Origin of the sequence: Variovorax sp. RO1 (genome assembly GCF_002849325.1) — a bacterium.
In the GTDB taxonomy this organism is placed as follows: domain Bacteria; phylum Pseudomonadota; class Gammaproteobacteria; order Burkholderiales; family Burkholderiaceae_C; genus Variovorax.
On the sequence record NZ_PKMT01000005.1, the window covers coordinates 307643 to 322366 of the forward strand.

A 14724-nucleotide genomic window follows, 5' to 3' on the forward strand; every position below is an offset into this window, starting at 1 on the left:
CGCAGCCGCTGTCATGCGACCGGGCGACTCAGTGGACGGTCGCGTCGCCCCACGCGTGCGACGCGTGCGCGTCGGCCGTCACGCGCACCTGGTTCGCCAGGAACGACGGCGACAGGCCGAAGTAGCGCTGGAAGGTGCGGCTCATGTGCGCTGCGTCGGTGAAGCCGCTGACCAACGCCACGTCGGTCAGCGGGCGGCGTTCGGTGAACTGCTGCACCGTGCGGCGCACCTTGGTCCACAGCGCATAGCGCTTGATCGACACGCCCACCTGCTGCGCGAACAGATGCGTGAGCCGGTCGGGCGAAAGAAAGGCCAGCGCCGACAGCTCGCGCAGCGGAATCTGCCCTGCGCGTGCGCGGATGGCCTGCAGCACGCGGTCGATGCGCGGGTCGATGGCGGCCTGCAGCTCGGGGCTCTCGGTGATCGACGTGACCAGCGTCGAACTCAGCCTCTGCAGGCGCCGGTCGGACAGCGCGCCGTGCTGCGCCGGTTCGAAGTCGTCGCGCGCGCGGCCGAAGCGGCGCGCATCGATCGGCTGGATGCCGTGGCCGCCCATGTGCCGCGCGAGCATGCGGTAGGCGCTGGAAGCCGGGTCGAGGTTGAGCGACAGCAGCCCGCAGCCGTCGACGTCGAGGCGGCGCGACACATGCGGCCCCACCAGCGCGGCGGTGCAGCGCACGCGCGTGCCGTCGACCGCCTCGAGCGTGAAAGGGTGGCCGCTCACCGAGGCCAGCAGTGTGGCCGACGAACGGGCCGTGAGCCCCGACTGGATCGCCGGTGTGATGTAGAGGAACCTGTCGTCCCACAGGTGCAGGGAGTTGTGCCGCGTAATGGTCATGCCGCCTCGCTTGGGTCTTGTCTCTTGCGCTTGTCTCGCGGCGGATTCTCACGCATTGCGGCCACGGCCCCGGCAAGGGCCTGCGCCCGGCGCGGTCAGCGCGGCGGCACAGCCTGCAGCTGCGCGTGCTGGCGCACCGCCTCCAGCAGCAGTGTGGCCAGCCGGCTCGCTGGCGCTTCGGCGCGGGCCTGCGCGCGGTACAGCACGAGCGAGATCTGCGGCAACGCCGGCAGCGAAAGCACCGAGCGGTCGAGCGTGCGCACATGCGAGGGCAGCCCGAACGGCGTGCGCACCGTCAGGCCCAGCCCGGCCGAGGTCGCGGCCCACAGCGCGGCCAGGCTGGCACTGCCGAAGGCCCGGCGCCACGGCAGGCCGGCGCGGTCGAGCGCGGTGATGACGATCTCGCGCAGCGGGCACGGGGCGTCGAGCATGATGAGCGGCAGCGGCTCCTTGCTCTTGACCGCGCGAACGCCCGCGCGATGCTCGCGCTCGGTCCACCAGGGCGCATCGACGCGCTCGGGCGCGGTCGGGCCGATCCACAGCAGCGGCAGCCGCGCCACGCGCTCGGCATACGGCGACAGCGGCTGGTCGCCCGCGTCCCAAGCCAGCGCCAGGTCGAGCTGACCCAGCTCGAGCCGCTCGCGCAGCTCGCCGCTGCGCGCCACGCAGGCCTCGATGCGCACCTTGGGGTGCGCGCGCGCAAAGCGGCCGAGCACAGCCGGCAGCAGCGTCTCGCCGAAGTCTTCCTGCAGGCCGAGCCGCACCCAGCCTTGCAGGTCGACACCGCGCAGCGCGGCGCTGGCTTCGTCGTTGAGTTCGAGCATGCGGTGCGCGTAGGCCAGCAGCGTTTCGCCGGCATCGGTGAGCGCCAGGCCACGGCCCTCCTTGCGGAACAGCACGGTGCCGGCCTGCGCCTCCAGCTTTTTGAGCTGCGCGCTCACGGCCGAGGTCGAGCGGCCCAGCTTGTCGGCCGCGCGCGCATAGCTGCCGAGCGCCATGCCTGTGGAAAAAGTGCGCAGCACGTCGAGATCGAACATCACCTGGGTCATTGCGGGTCCTTGCGTCGGTTCTTTCATCGTCCTGAATTTCAGGACGATTCGCCCATTATTTTCTGATTTTCAAAACCTTTGCAGCGGCGGACACTGCGCCGCAACATGACACATTCGACCGCTTCTTCTCCCGCGTTTTCTCGCCGGCACCGCTGGAAGGTGCTCGCCGCCGGCGTCGCCGCCAACGCGGCCTTCTCGGTCGCCTTCAGCGGCATCCCGATGACCGCCGTGCTCATGCGCACCGGCTACCAGCTCGACAACGCCGCGCTCGGCCTGGTGCTCGGCCTCATGGGCCTGGGCATTGCCGTGAGCGAGCTGCCGTGGGGCCTGCTGACCGATCGCTGGGGCGACCGCCCCGTGCTGCTGGCCGGGCTCGGCAGCACGGCGATCGCGCTGGTCGCGATGGCGCTGTGGGCCGCGCCGGGCCACGGCCACATTCCGGGCCTTGGCGTGCTCGGTGCGGGGCTGCTGCTGGTCGGCCTGCTCGGCGGCAGCGTGAACGGCGCCAGCGGGCGCGCGGTGATGACCTGGTTCGACGCCAGCGAGCGGGGCCTCGCCATGAGCATCCGACAGACGGCGGTGCCGCTGGGCGGCGGCATCGGTGCGCTGGTGCTGCCTTTCGTCGCCCTGCACTTCGGCTTTGCCGCGCTGTACGGCCTGCTCGCGCTGCTGTGCGCGCTGAGCGCGGCGATGAGCTGGGCCTGGGTGCACGAGCCGCCCATCACGCCGCACCCAAAGAGCACCGAGGCCGCCGCACCGAAGACCGGCCCACTGCGCGACGTGCGCGTGTGGCGCATCGTGGCCGGCATCGGCATCCTGTGCGCGCCGCAGTTCGCGGTGCTCTCCTTCGGCACGGTGTTCCTGCACGACTTCGGCCATGTGGGGCTGGGCACGATCACCGCCGCGATGGTCTTCGTGCAGGTCGGTGCGATGGTGATGCGCGTGTGGAGCGGCCGATGGACCGACCGCCGCCGCAACCGCCCGGCCTACCTGCGGGCCTGCAGCGCGCTCAGCGTGGTGCTGTTCGCGGGCCTGGCTGCGCTGGTGATGGCGGCGGGCACCGAGCCGCCGTCACCCGCGCTGCGTGGGGCGCTGATCGCGCTGCTGGCCCTGAGCGGCGTGTGCGTGTCGGCCTGGCACGGCGTGGCCTACACCGAGCTGGCCACGCTGGCCGGCGCGGCGCGCGCCGGCACCGCGCTGGGCATGGCGAACACCAGCGTGTTCCTCGTGTGCTTCGTCACGCCCTTCTCGATTCCGCACCTGCTGGCACTGCAGGGCTGGCCGGTCGTGTGGCTGGCGGCCAGTGCGTGTGCGCTGGTGGCGGTGCCGCTGCTCGTGCCGCGAACCGCGGCGGCGGATCAGAAGCTCGCGAAGACCGCGTTGAGCCGGTCGACGTAAGCGCGCTTGGCCGCGGCGTCGATGAAGCTGCCCTCGAAGCTGTTCGCCGCAAGCTGCCAGGCCTGCTGCACGCCGAGCCCGGTCGCGGCGAAGGTCTGCGTGAAGTTCTGGTTCATGTAGCCGCCGAAGTAGGCCGGGTCGTCCGAATTGACGGTGGCGACCAGCCCCGCCTCGAGCAGCGCGCCCAGGTTGTGCTGCGACAGGTCGGGGAACACGCAGAGCTTGAGGTTCGACAGCGGGCACACGGTGAGCGGAATGCGGTCTTGCGCCAGCCGCTTCATCAGCGCCGGGTCTTTCGCGCTTTGCACGCCGTGGTCGACGCGCTCGACCTTCAGCACATCGAGCGCGCTCCATACGTACTCTGGCGGGCCCTCTTCGCCCGCGTGCGCGACGAGGTGGAAGCCCAGCTCACGGCAGCGCGCGAACACGCGTGCGAACTTCTCGGGCGGGTGGCCGACCTCGCTCGAGTCGAGCCCCACGCCGATGAACTTGTCGCGGTACGGCAGCGCCTGTTCCAGCGTCTCGAAGGCTTCTTCCTCGCTCAGGTGGCGCAGGAAGCACAGGATGAGCGAGGCGCTCACGCCCAGCTTGGGCAGCGCATCGACACACGCGCGATGCAGGCCGTTGACCACCGTGTCCATCGCCACGCCGCGCGCCGTGTGCGTCTGCGGGTCGAAGAACATCTCGGTGTGCACCACGTGGTCGGCGGCGGCGCGCTCCAGGTAGGCCCAGGCCATGTCGTAGAAGTCCTGCTCTTTCAGCAGCACGCTGGCGCCGGCGTAGTAAATGTCGAGAAAGGTCTGCAGGTTGGTGAAGGCGTAGGCCTTGCGCAGTTCTTCGACGCTGGCGTACGGAATCGAAACGCCGTTTCGCTGGGCGAGCGCAAAGATCAGCTCGGGCTCGAGCGAGCCTTCGATGTGCATGTGCAGCTCGGCCTTGGGCATGGCGCGCAGCAGCTCGGGCAGGCGTTCGGCGGGAATGCGCTGCGCGAAGCTCGGGTCGAAGAGGGGGCGGCTGAAATCGGTCATGGCGTGGGAAATCGACGTTGTGATCGCGCACAGCATAAGGGCAGACACCCTGCGCGGCATTCCCGAAAACGTATACGCTGCCCACCCCTTTTCCCCCAAACTGATCTGGGTCAAATCGGGCCGCGCAGGATGCGATAGGCTTGGACCCCGGCAGGCCCGGCATCGGGTGTGTTCCCTCCAATCCGCGCGCAGCGGCATTTATGCCCTGGCGCCGTCCTTGATCGAATCGCATGACCCTACAAAACGCCTTCACCCGCGAAGACCTGCTGCGCTGCAGCCGCGGCGAACTGTTCGGCCCCGGCAACGCACAGCTGCCCGCCCCGAACATGCTGATGGTGGACCGCATCACCCACATCAGCGCCGAGGGCGGTACCTACGGCAAGGGCGAACTCACGGCCGAACTCGACATCACGCCCGACCTGTGGTTTTTCGCCTGCCACTTCGAGGGCGACCCGGTCATGCCGGGCTGCCTGGGCCTGGACGCCATGTGGCAGCTGGTCGGCTTCTTCCTCGGCTGGCAAGGCCTGCCGGGCCGCGGCCGCGCCCTGGGCTCGGGCGAAGTGAAGTTCACGGGCCAGGTCTTGCCGACCGCCAAGCTCGTCACCTACAGCATCCAGATCAAGCGCGTGCTCAAGGGCAAGCTCAACCTGGCCATCGCCGATGGCTCGGTGAGCGTCGACGGCCGCCAGATCTACACCGCCGAGGGCCTGCGGGTCGGCGTGTTCACTTCCACCGACAACTTCTGAGGGTTTTGCCATGCGACGCGTCGTCATCACCGGTCTGGGCATCGTTTCGTGCCTGGGCAACGACAAGGAGACCGTCTCCGCCAACCTGCGCGCCAGCCGCCCCGGCATCCGGTTCCAGCCGGCCTATGCCGAGATGGGCCTGCGCAGCCAGGTGGCCGGCTCCATCGACCTTCCCCTCGAAGACCTCATCGACCGCAAGCTGTATCGCTTCGTCGGCCACGCGGCGGCCTACGCCTACCTGGCCATGAAGGACGCCATTGCCGATGCCGGCCTGACCGAGGAGCAGGTGTCCAACCCGCGCACCGGCCTCATCGCCGGCTCGGGCGGCGCCTCCACGCTGAACCAGATGGAAGCGCTCGACCTGCTGCGCGAAAAGGGCGTCAAGCGCGTCGGCCCCTACCGCGTGACGCGGACCATGAGCAGCACCGTGTCCGCCTGCCTGGCCACGCCCTTCAAGATCAAGGGCCTGAACTACTCCATCGCCTCGGCCTGCGCCACCAGCGCGCACTGCATCGGCAACGCCATGGAACAGATCCAGATGGGCAAGCAGGACATCGTGTTCGCCGGCGGCGGTGAAGAAGAACACTGGACCCAGTCGTTCCTGTTCGACGCCATGGGCGCGCTGTCCACCAAGTACAACGAGACGCCCGAGAAGGCCTCGCGTGCCTACGACGCCGAGCGCGACGGCTTCGTCATCGCCGGCGGCGGCGGCATGGTGGTGGTCGAAGCGCTCGACCACGCACTGGCACGCGGCGCAAAAATCTACGCCGAAATCGTCGGCTACGGCGCCACCTCCGACGGCTACGACATGGTCGCGCCCAGCGGCGAAGGCGCCGTGCGCTGCATGCAGATGGCCATGTCCACCGTCGACACGCCCATCGACTACCTGAACACCCACGGCACCTCGACGCCCGTGGGCGACGTCATGGAGATGAAGGGCGTGCGCGAAGTCTTCGGCGACAAGGCGCCGGCCATCAGCTCCACCAAGAGCCTGTCGGGCCACTCGCTGGGCGCCGCCGGCGTGCACGAGGCGATCTACTGCCTGCTGATGATGGAAGGCAACTTCATGGCCGGCTCGGCCAACATCGAAGCGCTCGACCCCGAAGTGGCCGACATGCCGATCCTCACTGCGACGCGCGAGAACGCCACCGTCGACACGGTGATGAGCAACAGCTTCGGCTTCGGCGGCACCAACGCCACGCTGGTGCTGAAGCGCTGGCAAGGCGCGTAAGCCTGCCGCTGCCGCCTGCCGGGCCCGTCGCGCTCGCGACGATGGGCCCGCAGGTGCTTCGCTAGACTGGGTTTTCCGTGCTTCCATCCACCCCGCGAGGAGACAGACCCATGGCGATCGACACCCTTTCCACCTGGCACCGGCTCGTCAAGTCACGCGACGTCGCGGGGCTCGATGCCCTGCTGGCCGACGACGCCGTCTTCCTGTCGCCCGTGGTGCACCGGCCGCAGGTCGGCAAGGCGATCACCAAGCAGTACCTCGCTGCGGCGTTCCAGGTCTTCTTCAACGAGAGCTTCCGCTACGTGCGCGAGCTCCAGGGCCCGAACGATGCCGTGCTCGAGTTCGAACTCGAGCTGGACGGCATCGCCATCAACGGCGTCGACATGATGAAGTGGAACGCCGATGGGCAGATCACCGAGTTCAAGGTGATGCTGCGCCCGCTGAAGGCGGTCAACCTGATTCACCAGAAGATGGCGGCGCAGCTGCAGACGGCGACGCAGTAAGCCGGCTCAGGGGCAGGCCAGTTCCGTCTTGGCCACGGCACACAGCCGGGCCTTCTCGGCCGCGGGCAACGTGAGCCCCGGCATCAGCCCGTCCAGCCGCAGCACCGCCGGGTAGAGGCGCGTGTCCTGCGGGTTCTTGCGGTAGGCGCGCAGCACCAGTTGCTGGCCTTCCTTGCCGCAATGCTGGCGCTGCTGGCGCGCCACTTCCTTGTCGTGCGCCGACCCGTCGCCGTTGAATTCGCCGGCGAAGTGAAAGCACATTTCCGCATCGTCGACGGCCTTGCGCAGGCGCTGCTCTTCTTTCGAAAACGGCGGCGGTGCGGCGAACGACATCGACACGGCCAGCAGTGCCGCGCCTGCCACCATGACTCCTTGCAGCTTCATGAGATGAACCTCTTGTCCGAATGAAAAAAGGGCCGTCCGCAGACGACCCTTCTCGTGGCAATCGCCGAAGCGATCGATGGTCGATTGATTACTTCTTGTCGCCGCCCGGCACCTTGCCTTCGACGCCCTTAACGTAGAAGTTGACGCCCGACAGGAACTTGTCGTCGGCGACCGCGTCCTTGGCGATCAACTCCTTGCCGTCCTGGCCGACGATCGGGCCCTTCCAGATCGAGAAGCTGCCATCCTTCAGGCCCTTCTTGATTTCGTCGACCTTGGCCTTGGTTTCGGCCGGCACGTCTTCGGCGATCGAGACGATGTCGATCGCGCCTTCCTTCACGCCCCACCAGGTCTGGCCCGTGGCCCACTTGCCGTCCAGCGCGTCCTGCGTGGTCTTGATGTAGTACGGCGCCCAGTTGATGATGGCCGAGCCCAGGTGGGCCTTCGGGCCGTAGGCGGTCATGTCGGAGTCCCAGCCGAAGGCGCGCTTGCCCTTTTCTTGCGCGGTCTTGAGCACGGCCGGCGAGTCGGTGTTCTGGAACAGCACGTCGGCGCCGCCGTTGATGAGGGCGGTGGCGGCTTCGGTTTCCTTGGGCGGGCTGAACCACTCGTTCACCCACACGACCTTGGTCGTGATCTTCGGGTTGACCGACTGCGCGCCCAGCGTGAAGCTGTTGATGTTGCGCAGCACTTCGGGAATCGGCACCGAGCCGACCACGCCCAGCGTGTTGCTCTTGGTCATCGAGCCGGCGATCACGCCGGCCATGTACGCGCCTTCGTAGGTGCGGCTGTCGTAGGTGCGCATGTTCTCGGCGGTCTTGTAGCCGGTGGCATGCTCGAACTTCACGTCCTTGCTGTCGTTGGCGACCTTGAGCATGGGCTCCATGTAGCCGAAGGTGGTGCCGAAGATCAGCTTGTTGCCCTGGCCCACGAAGTCGCGGAACACGCGCTCGGCGTCGGCCGACTCGGGCACGCTTTCGACGAAGGTGGTCTTGATCTTGTCGCCGAATTCCTTCTCGAGCGCCTTGCGGGCGTTGTCGTGCGCGAAGGACCAGCCGCCGTCGCCCACAGGGCCGACATAGGCGAAAGCGATGTTCAGCGGAGCGGCCGGTGCAGGGGCCGGGGCGGCTGCGGGCGCCGGTGCCGGCGGTGCAGCGGGAGCGGCCGCCTCTTCCTTCTTGCCGCAGCCGATGAGGGCCGCCGAAGCCACCGCGGTGAGTGCCGCGAGCTTGAGCAGGGAACGCTTGTTCAGATCATTCATTGTCGAAATCCTCAGAAGAAAAGGACGGGTTGGCAAAAAAACGAGAACGCGATTATGAGCCGGGGTAGAACGGTTTCCCCATCGATGCCGGCATGTTGATGCGGATGAAGGCGGGGTTGCGCGAGATCAGCGCCAGCACCACGATCGGCGCGATGTACTGGGCCATGCTGAGGAACTGCGAGGGCACGTCGACGCCGCTGCTCTGCAGGTGAAAACCGAGCATCGAGACGCCGCCGAACAGGTAGGCGCCGAGCAGCACGCGGATCGGACGCCAGGTGGCAAACGTGGTCAGCGCCAGCGCGATCCAGCCGCGGCCGGCAACCATGCCCTCGACCCACAGCGGCGTGTACACGGTCGACAGGTACGCGCCCGACAGCCCGCACAGCGCACCGCCCGCGATCACCGCCAGGAAGCGGATGCGCCGCACCGGGTAGCCCAGTGCATGCGCCGACTCGGGCGACTCGCCCACCGAACGCAGCACGAGGCCGGCGCGGGTTCGGTACAGGAACCAGATGAGCCCGATGGTCAGCAGCACGGCCACGTACACCATCGGGTGGTGCCGGAACAGCGCGGGGCCGGCCAGCGGAATGTCGGCCAGCACGGGAATGGCGAAGGGCGTGCTCTCGGGCAGCTTGGCCTGCACGAAGCTGATGCCCGCGAAGGCCGAGAAGCCGACACCGAACAGGCTCAGCGCGAGCCCCGTGGCGTACTGGTTGGTGTTGAGCCAGATCACGAGCACGCCGAAGAATGCCGCGAGCAAGGCACCGGCCGCCATGCCGGCCAAAAAGCCGAGCCAGGGGTTGTGCGTGATGACCACCGTCGCAAAGCCCGCGATGGCGGCGCACAGCATCATGCCCTCGGCACCGAGGTTGACGATGCCGGCCTTCTCGTTGATCAACAGGCCCAGCGCCGCGATGGCGAGCACGGTGCCCGCGCTCAGGGTCGAGCCCAGCAGGAGTGCGTAGCTTTCCATGGTCAGTGACCCCCTTCGGTGGTGGCTGCGGGCGCGGTGATCGGCGTGCTGGCCTGCAGCGAGGCCGTGGTCATGGTCGCGGCCTTGGCGCCGGCCTTGCGGCGGATGCGGTAGGCGATGAGCGTGTCGCAGGCCAGCAGCGTGAACAGCAGCAGGCCCTGGAACACGCCGGTGAGCGACTTGGGCAGGCCCAGGCGCGACTGCGCGAGTTCACCGCCGATGTAGAACATGCTCATCAGGATGGCCGAGAAGATCATGCCCACCGGATGCAGCCGCCCGACGAAGGCCACGATGATGGCCGCGAAGCCGTAGCCCGCGGGCACGTACGGCGTGAGCTGGCCGATGGGGCCCGCCACTTCGAGCGCGCCCGCCAGGCCGGCCGCGCCGCCCGAGGTGAGCAGCGCGATCCACACGGCACGGCGTGCCGAGAAGCCCGCATAGCGCGCCGCCGCGGGCGCCAGCCCGCCGACCTGCTGCGCGAAGCCCGCGCGCGTGCGGAACAAAAACACCCACAGCGCGCCCGCGCCGACCAGCGCGATGATCAGCCCGATCGACACGCGCGAGCCCTTCATGAGCCGCGGTATCTGCGTCACCGCCTCGAAGGTCTTGGTCTGCGGGAAGTTGTAGCCCTGCGGGTCTTTCCAGGGGCCGAAGACCAGGTAGCTCAGCATCAGCGTGGCCACGTAGACCAGCATCAGGCTCACAAGGATTTCGTTGGCGTTGAACTTGTCGCGCAGGAACGCGACGATGCCCGCCCACACCATGCCGCCCGCGATGCCCGCCAGCAAAATGGCCGCGATGATCCAGCTGCCGGTGCTCTTGTCGGCCAAGAGCGCCACGCCGCCCGCCGCGATGGCGCCGCAGACGAACTGCCCTTCGGCGCCGATGTTCCAGACGTTGGAGCGAAAGCACACGGCCAGGCCGAGCGCAATGATGAGCAGCGGTGTCGCCTTCACCATCAGCTCGCCGATGGCGTAGCCGCTCTTGATCGGCTCGTAGAAGAACACCTGCAGGCCCTTGACCGGGTCCTTGCCGAGCGCGGCGAACAGCGCCACGCCGATGAGCACGGTGATCAAGAGCGCCAGGATCGGCGAGGCAAAGCTCCAGAAGCGCGACAGCTCCGGGCGGGGTTCAAGCTTGAGCATGCGCGCCCTCCTTCTTGTCGTTCTTGTCAGGCTGCGCCTGCGGCCACAGGCCGCTCATCCACTCGCCGATCTGCGGCAGCGTGGCCGCCGCGCGGTCGATGGAAGGCGACAGCCGCCCCTTGGCGATCACGTGCAGCCGGTCGCAGATGTTGAACAGCTCGTCGAGCTCCTCGCTGATCACGAGCACGGCGCAGCCGGCATCGCGCAGCGCGAGGATCTCGGCATGGATGAGCGCGGCCGCGCCCACGTCCACGCCCCAGGTCGGCTGCGAGACGATGAAGAGCTTCGGGTTGGCGTCGATCTCGCGACCGACGATGAATTTCTGCAGATTGCCGCCCGACAGCGAACGCGCCGCCGCGTTCGGGCCACCGGCCTTCACCTTGAAGCGCTCGATGATGGAACGCGCCTGTTTGTCCAACTCGGCGGTGCGAATCCAGCCGCCCTTGCCCACCGCATTGCTGCGCGTGAGCAGCAGGTTGTGCGCCAGGCCCAGCGTGGGCACGGCGCCGCGCCCCAGCCGTTCCTCGGGCACGAAATGCAGGCCCAGCGCACGCCGCGCACGCGGGCGCAGCCGGCCGGCCGGCTTGTCGAACACGCGCACCATGGCGGACTCGGCGCGCACGTCCTCGCCCGAGAGCGTGTACAGCAGTTCCTTCTGGCCGTTGCCCGAGACACCGGCGATGCCGACGACTTCGCCCGCGCGCACGTCGAACGAGATGCCGTCCAGGTCGACGCCGAACTGGTCTTCGCGCGCCAGCTTCAGGCCCTGCACGCGCAGCGCCACCGCGCCGGCATGCAGCGGGCGGTGCTGCAGCGGCGGCGGCTCGCTGCCGATCATGAGGCGCGAGAGCGATTCGGTGCTCTCGTTGCGCGGGTTGCACACACCTGTGACCTTGCCGCCGCGCAGCACGGTGCAGGCGGTGCACAGCTCCTGGATCTCGTGCAGCTTGTGGCTGATGTACAGGATGCTGCAGCCTTCCGAGGCCAGCTTGTTCAGCACGCCGAACAGGCGGATCACGGCCTGCGGCGTGAGCACCGAGGTCGGCTCGTCCAGGATGAGCAGCTTGGGGTTGGTGAGCAGCGCGCGGATGATTTCGACCCGCTGCATCTCGCCCACCGACAGCGTGTGCACGGGGCGCGCGGGGTCGATGTCCAGGCCGTACTCGCTGGCCTTGGCCGTGATGCTGCGGGCCACCTCGGCCAGCGCAAGCGACTTGTCCAGGCCCAGCCAGACGTTCTCGGCCACGGTGAGCGTGTCGAACAGGCTGAAGTGCTGGAACACCATGCTGATGCCCAGCGCGCGCGCCTGCTGCGGGTTGCGCAGGTTGACCGTCTGGCCGTCGAAGGTGACGGTGCCTTCGTCGGGCTTGACCGAGCCGTAGATGATCTTCATCAGGGTCGATTTGCCCGCGCCGTTCTCTCCGAGCACGGCGTGGATTTCGCCGGGCTGCACGGCCAGGGAGATGTCGCTGTTGGCCACCACCGCGGGGTACCGCTTGGTGATGTTCGCCAGCTGGAGTCTGGGGGTTGTCATGCCGGGTTTCGTGGGTTTGTCTCGTTCAACTGCAACAAAGCGGGGACAGCTATAAGTTTAATAGCGTCCCCGCGACCATCGGCGCCCGACGGCGCTCTGCTCAGCCTCTCAGTGCCCGCCGATGTAGGCGAACTTGAACAGGAAGATCGCCGCGATCACCCACACCATCGCATGCACTTCCCGTGCCCGGCCGGTGCACAGCTTGAGCACGGCGTAGGTGATGAAGCCGAAGGCCAGGCCGTTGGCGATCGAGTAGGTGAAAGGCATGGCCAGCGCAGTCACGGCGGCCGGGATCACCTCGGTCGTGTCTTCCCAGTCGAGCTCGACCAGGTCGCGCAGCATCAGGCAGCCCACGAAGAGCAGCGCCGGTGCGGTGGCGTAGGCCGGCACCGAGCCCGCCAGCGGCGAGATCATCAGGCAGGCCAGGAACAGCACCGCCACCACCACGGCCGTGAGGCCGGTGCGGCCGCCGGCTTGCACGCCGGCTGCGCTTTCCACATACGCCGTGGTGCTCGAGGTGCCGAGCAGCGAGCCCGCGAAGATCGCGCCGCTGTCGGCCAAGAGCGCCTTGTTCATGCGTTCCATCTTGCCGGGCACCAGGAGGCCCGCGCGCTTGGCCACGCCCATCAGCGTGCCGGTGGCGTCGAACATCTCGACCAGGAAGAACACCAGCACCACGTTCAGGATGCCGCCCTTGAGCGCGCCGAGGATGTCCAGCTGCATGAAGGTCGGTGCGATGGACGGCGGTGCGTCGAACACGCCGTGGAACTTGTTGCCGCCGAAGAAGAACGACAGCACCGTCACCGTGAGGATGCCGATGAGGATGGCGCCGCGCACCTTGAGCCGGTCGAGCGCCACGATCATGAGAAAGCCGATGGTCGCCAGCACCACGGGCGCCGAGTGCAGGTCGCCCAACGTGACGAAGGTGGCCGGCGAGGCAGCGACGATGCCTGCGCTCTTCAGCGCGATGAGCGCCAGGAACATGCCGATGCCCACGGTGATCGCCGTTCGCAAGGACTGCGGTATGCCCGCGATGAACAGCTCCCGCAATCCGGTGACCGTCACGATCAGGAAGAGGCAGCCCGAGATGAACACCGCGCCCAGCGCAACCTGCCACGTGTAGCCCATGCCGAGCACGACCACGTAGGCGAAGTAGGCGTTCAGGCCCATGCCCGGCGCCATGGCGATCGGGTAGTTGGCGTACAGGCCCATGATCAGTGTGCCGATGGCCGCGATCAGGCAGGTGGCGACGAAGACCGCGCCCTTGGGCATGCCCGCGTCCCCGAGGATCGACGGGTTCACGAAGATGATGTAGGCCATCGTCAGGAAGGTCGTCAGCCCTGCGATGACTTCGGTGCGCACGGTGGTGTTGTGCTCGGTCAGCTTGAAAAAGCGTTCCAGCAGACCGGCGTTGGCCGGTGCGCCCGCGGCACGCAACGGCGCCGCCTCGGTGGCCCCGGCGGCCCGGGGAGTGGTGGCCTTGGGCACCTCTTCATACCTGTTCATTTCGCTTGTCTCCAGCTGTTGTATGTGGCGGTTCGTTCATCGTTGCCTCGGTCGCGACGCCGGCGCGACGGAGGGCTCAGGGAGGATCGGAAATCGGTTCAGCCGGCAGGGTTCGCGCGGCAGCAGGTGCGGCCTCGAAGCCGGGCCGCAGCGACGCCGCCACGCCCTTGATGCATTCGCGCAGCCAGCGCGCGGAGCTCGACGAATGCGTGCGTTCGTGCCAGAGCTGGTAGTACATGAGGCGCGGCAGCGCAGCCGGGCACTCGAGGATCTTCAGGGGCAGCCGTGCGGCAAAGCGCTCGCAGTACTGGCGCCCGGTGGTGAGCACCAGCAGGCTCGAGGCCACCATGTCCGGAATGAGGCCGAAGTGCGCGCAGCGCGCCGTGATGTTGCGCTGCCGGCCCAGCTCGTCGAGCATCTGGTCGATGATGCCGCGCCCGCCCGGGTGCATGGGCGTGGGCGCGATGTGCTCGGCCGCCAGCCAGGTTTCCAGGTCCCACCCGCGCCGCACGGCCGGATGGTCCTGGTTGACCAGCGACACCACCTCGTCGCCGAAGAGGCGCGCCATGTGCAGGTCTTCCGGCGGCTTGAGCCAGTTGCCGATCACCAGGTCGACCTGCCCGAGCGCCAGGTGCCCGTGGTAGTCCGAGTCGGGCGAGAGCGCGTGGATCTCGATCTGGCACAGCGGTGCCTCGCGCTTGACCTGCGCCACCAGCATCGGCAGGAACAGCGGGTCCATGTAGTCGCTGGCCGCGATGCGGAAGGTGGTGGCCGCCGACTGCGGCTCGAAACCCCGCGCATCCGAGAACAGCATCTCGGCCGCCCGAAGAATGCTGGCCGCGGGCTCGATCATGCGCAGCCCCGCGTCGGTGGGCACCATGCCCGAGCCCGAGCGCACCAGCAGCGGGTCGCCCGACAGCTCGCGCAGGCGCTTCAGCGCGGCCGAGACGGCCGGCTGGTACATGCCCAGGCGGATGGCGGCGCGCGAGACGCTGCGGTCGGTCAGCACGGTATGAAGCACCCGTATCAGATGAAGATCGATCTTGTCGAAAAGCGCCTGGTCTCTCATGGCTGTTCACACCTTTCTTGTCTGTGCGAACAGTTATACAGCGCAACATTTGGAGAACGGAA

Annotated in this window: 14 protein-coding genes; 4 read left to right on the forward strand and 10 right to left on the reverse strand. The window is 68.0% G+C overall.

The features are described from left to right. Nucleotides 1-28: 28 nt before the first annotated feature. The gene (locus tag CY658_RS24540) at nucleotides 29-838 is read right to left on the reverse strand and encodes a helix-turn-helix domain-containing protein (RefSeq protein WP_101492668.1); all 810 of its coding nucleotides are present in this window, start codon (nucleotides 836-838) and stop codon (nucleotides 29-31) included. 95 nt (nucleotides 839-933) lie between these two features. Next, nucleotides 934-1887, reverse strand: coding sequence for a LysR substrate-binding domain-containing protein (locus CY658_RS24545; RefSeq protein ID WP_101492669.1), 954 nt, complete (start codon nucleotides 1885-1887; stop codon nucleotides 934-936). Nucleotides 1888-1992: 105 nt separating this feature from the next. On the opposite strand from CY658_RS24545, the gene CY658_RS24550 reads away from it, so the two are divergent. Continuing rightward, nucleotides 1993-3285, forward strand: a complete 1293-nt coding sequence (locus tag CY658_RS24550; RefSeq protein ID WP_101492670.1) for an MFS transporter — start codon at nucleotides 1993-1995, stop codon at nucleotides 3283-3285. Here the strand turns inward: CY658_RS24550 and CY658_RS24555 are convergent. Continuing rightward, nucleotides 3246-4313 (reverse strand): adenosine deaminase, encoded by a 1068-nt coding sequence (locus CY658_RS24555; protein ID WP_101492784.1) that lies wholly within the window; start codon nucleotides 4311-4313, stop codon nucleotides 3246-3248. The genes CY658_RS24550 and CY658_RS24555 overlap by 40 nt on opposite strands. Nucleotides 4314-4543: 230 nt before the next feature. On the opposite strand from CY658_RS24555, the gene fabA reads away from it, so the two are divergent. The 3 genes from fabA to CY658_RS24570 all read left to right on the forward strand — a co-directional run bounded on the left by fabA (nucleotide 4544) and on the right by CY658_RS24570 (nucleotide 6793). After that, nucleotides 4544-5059, forward strand: a complete 516-nt coding sequence (gene fabA, locus CY658_RS24560) for a 3-hydroxyacyl-[acyl-carrier-protein] dehydratase FabA (protein WP_056574156.1) — start codon at nucleotides 4544-4546, stop codon at nucleotides 5057-5059. Nucleotides 5060-5069: 10 nt separating this feature from the next. After that, nucleotides 5070-6290, forward strand: a complete 1221-nt coding sequence (gene fabB, locus CY658_RS24565; RefSeq protein ID WP_101492671.1) for a beta-ketoacyl-ACP synthase I — start codon at nucleotides 5070-5072, stop codon at nucleotides 6288-6290. A gap of 110 nt (nucleotides 6291-6400) precedes the next feature. Then, entirely contained in the window at nucleotides 6401-6793 is a 393-nt protein-coding gene (locus tag CY658_RS24570) for a nuclear transport factor 2 family protein (RefSeq protein ID WP_101492672.1), read from the forward strand. Nucleotides 6794-6799: 6 nt separating this feature from the next. Here CY658_RS24570 and CY658_RS24575 read toward each other — a convergent pair whose 3' ends face one another. The 7 genes from CY658_RS24575 to CY658_RS24605 form a co-directional block, all read right to left on the reverse strand. Next, entirely contained in the window at nucleotides 6800-7177 is a 378-nt protein-coding gene (locus CY658_RS24575; RefSeq protein ID WP_101492673.1) for a hypothetical protein, read from the reverse strand. An 88-nt stretch (nucleotides 7178-7265) separates the two neighbouring features. Then, the gene (locus CY658_RS24580) at nucleotides 7266-8435 is read right to left on the reverse strand and encodes a BMP family ABC transporter substrate-binding protein (RefSeq protein WP_101492674.1); all 1170 of its coding nucleotides are present in this window, start codon (nucleotides 8433-8435) and stop codon (nucleotides 7266-7268) included. A 52-nt stretch (nucleotides 8436-8487) separates the two neighbouring features. Continuing rightward, on the reverse strand, nucleotides 8488-9408 hold the full coding sequence (locus tag CY658_RS24585; RefSeq protein WP_101492675.1) for an ABC transporter permease: 921 nt from the start codon (nucleotides 9406-9408) through the stop codon (nucleotides 8488-8490). 2 nt (nucleotides 9409-9410) lie between these two features. Further along, nucleotides 9411-10553, reverse strand: a complete 1143-nt coding sequence (locus tag CY658_RS24590) for an ABC transporter permease (RefSeq protein WP_101492676.1) — start codon at nucleotides 10551-10553, stop codon at nucleotides 9411-9413. Beyond that, nucleotides 10540-12087 carry an ABC transporter ATP-binding protein gene (locus tag CY658_RS24595; RefSeq protein WP_101492677.1) on the reverse strand — a complete coding sequence of 516 codons (1548 nt, stop codon included), beginning with the start codon at nucleotides 12085-12087 and terminating at the stop codon, nucleotides 10540-10542. The genes CY658_RS24590 and CY658_RS24595 overlap by 14 nt, the downstream gene beginning before the upstream one ends. Before the next feature lie 108 nt (nucleotides 12088-12195). Next, nucleotides 12196-13593 carry an NCS2 family permease gene (locus CY658_RS24600; RefSeq protein WP_101492678.1) on the reverse strand — a complete coding sequence of 466 codons (1398 nt, stop codon included), beginning with the start codon at nucleotides 13591-13593 and terminating at the stop codon, nucleotides 12196-12198. 76 nt (nucleotides 13594-13669) lie between these two features. Further along, the gene (locus CY658_RS24605) at nucleotides 13670-14662 is read right to left on the reverse strand and encodes a LysR family transcriptional regulator (RefSeq protein WP_101492679.1); all 993 of its coding nucleotides are present in this window, start codon (nucleotides 14660-14662) and stop codon (nucleotides 13670-13672) included. Nucleotides 14663-14724 lie beyond the last annotated feature (62 nt).

Coding starts and splice junctions, on each gene's coding strand:
- fabA (WP_056574156.1), top strand. CDS start 4,544: ATGACCCTACAAAACGCCTTCACCCGCGAAGACCTGCTGCGCTGCAGC.
- CY658_RS24595 (WP_101492677.1), bottom strand. CDS start 12,087: ATGACAACCCCCAGACTCCAGCTGGCGAACATCACCAAGCGGTACCCC.
- CY658_RS24580 (WP_101492674.1), bottom strand. CDS start 8,435: ATGAATGATCTGAACAAGCGTTCCCTGCTCAAGCTCGCGGCACTCACC.
- CY658_RS24600 (WP_101492678.1), bottom strand. CDS start 13,593: ATGAACAGGTATGAAGAGGTGCCCAAGGCCACCACTCCCCGGGCCGCC.
- CY658_RS24570 (WP_101492672.1), top strand. CDS start 6,401: ATGGCGATCGACACCCTTTCCACCTGGCACCGGCTCGTCAAGTCACGC.
- CY658_RS24545 (WP_101492669.1), bottom strand. CDS start 1,887: ATGACCCAGGTGATGTTCGATCTCGACGTGCTGCGCACTTTTTCCACA.
- CY658_RS24550 (WP_101492670.1), top strand. CDS start 1,993: ATGACACATTCGACCGCTTCTTCTCCCGCGTTTTCTCGCCGGCACCGC.
- CY658_RS24605 (WP_101492679.1), bottom strand. CDS start 14,662: ATGAGAGACCAGGCGCTTTTCGACAAGATCGATCTTCATCTGATACGG.
- fabB (WP_101492671.1), top strand. CDS start 5,070: ATGCGACGCGTCGTCATCACCGGTCTGGGCATCGTTTCGTGCCTGGGC.
- CY658_RS24585 (WP_101492675.1), bottom strand. CDS start 9,408: ATGGAAAGCTACGCACTCCTGCTGGGCTCGACCCTGAGCGCGGGCACC.
- CY658_RS24575 (WP_101492673.1), bottom strand. CDS start 7,177: ATGAAGCTGCAAGGAGTCATGGTGGCAGGCGCGGCACTGCTGGCCGTG.
- CY658_RS24590 (WP_101492676.1), bottom strand. CDS start 10,553: ATGCTCAAGCTTGAACCCCGCCCGGAGCTGTCGCGCTTCTGGAGCTTT.
- CY658_RS24555 (WP_101492784.1), bottom strand. CDS start 4,313: ATGACCGATTTCAGCCGCCCCCTCTTCGACCCGAGCTTCGCGCAGCGC.
- CY658_RS24540 (WP_101492668.1), bottom strand. CDS start 838: ATGACCATTACGCGGCACAACTCCCTGCACCTGTGGGACGACAGGTTC.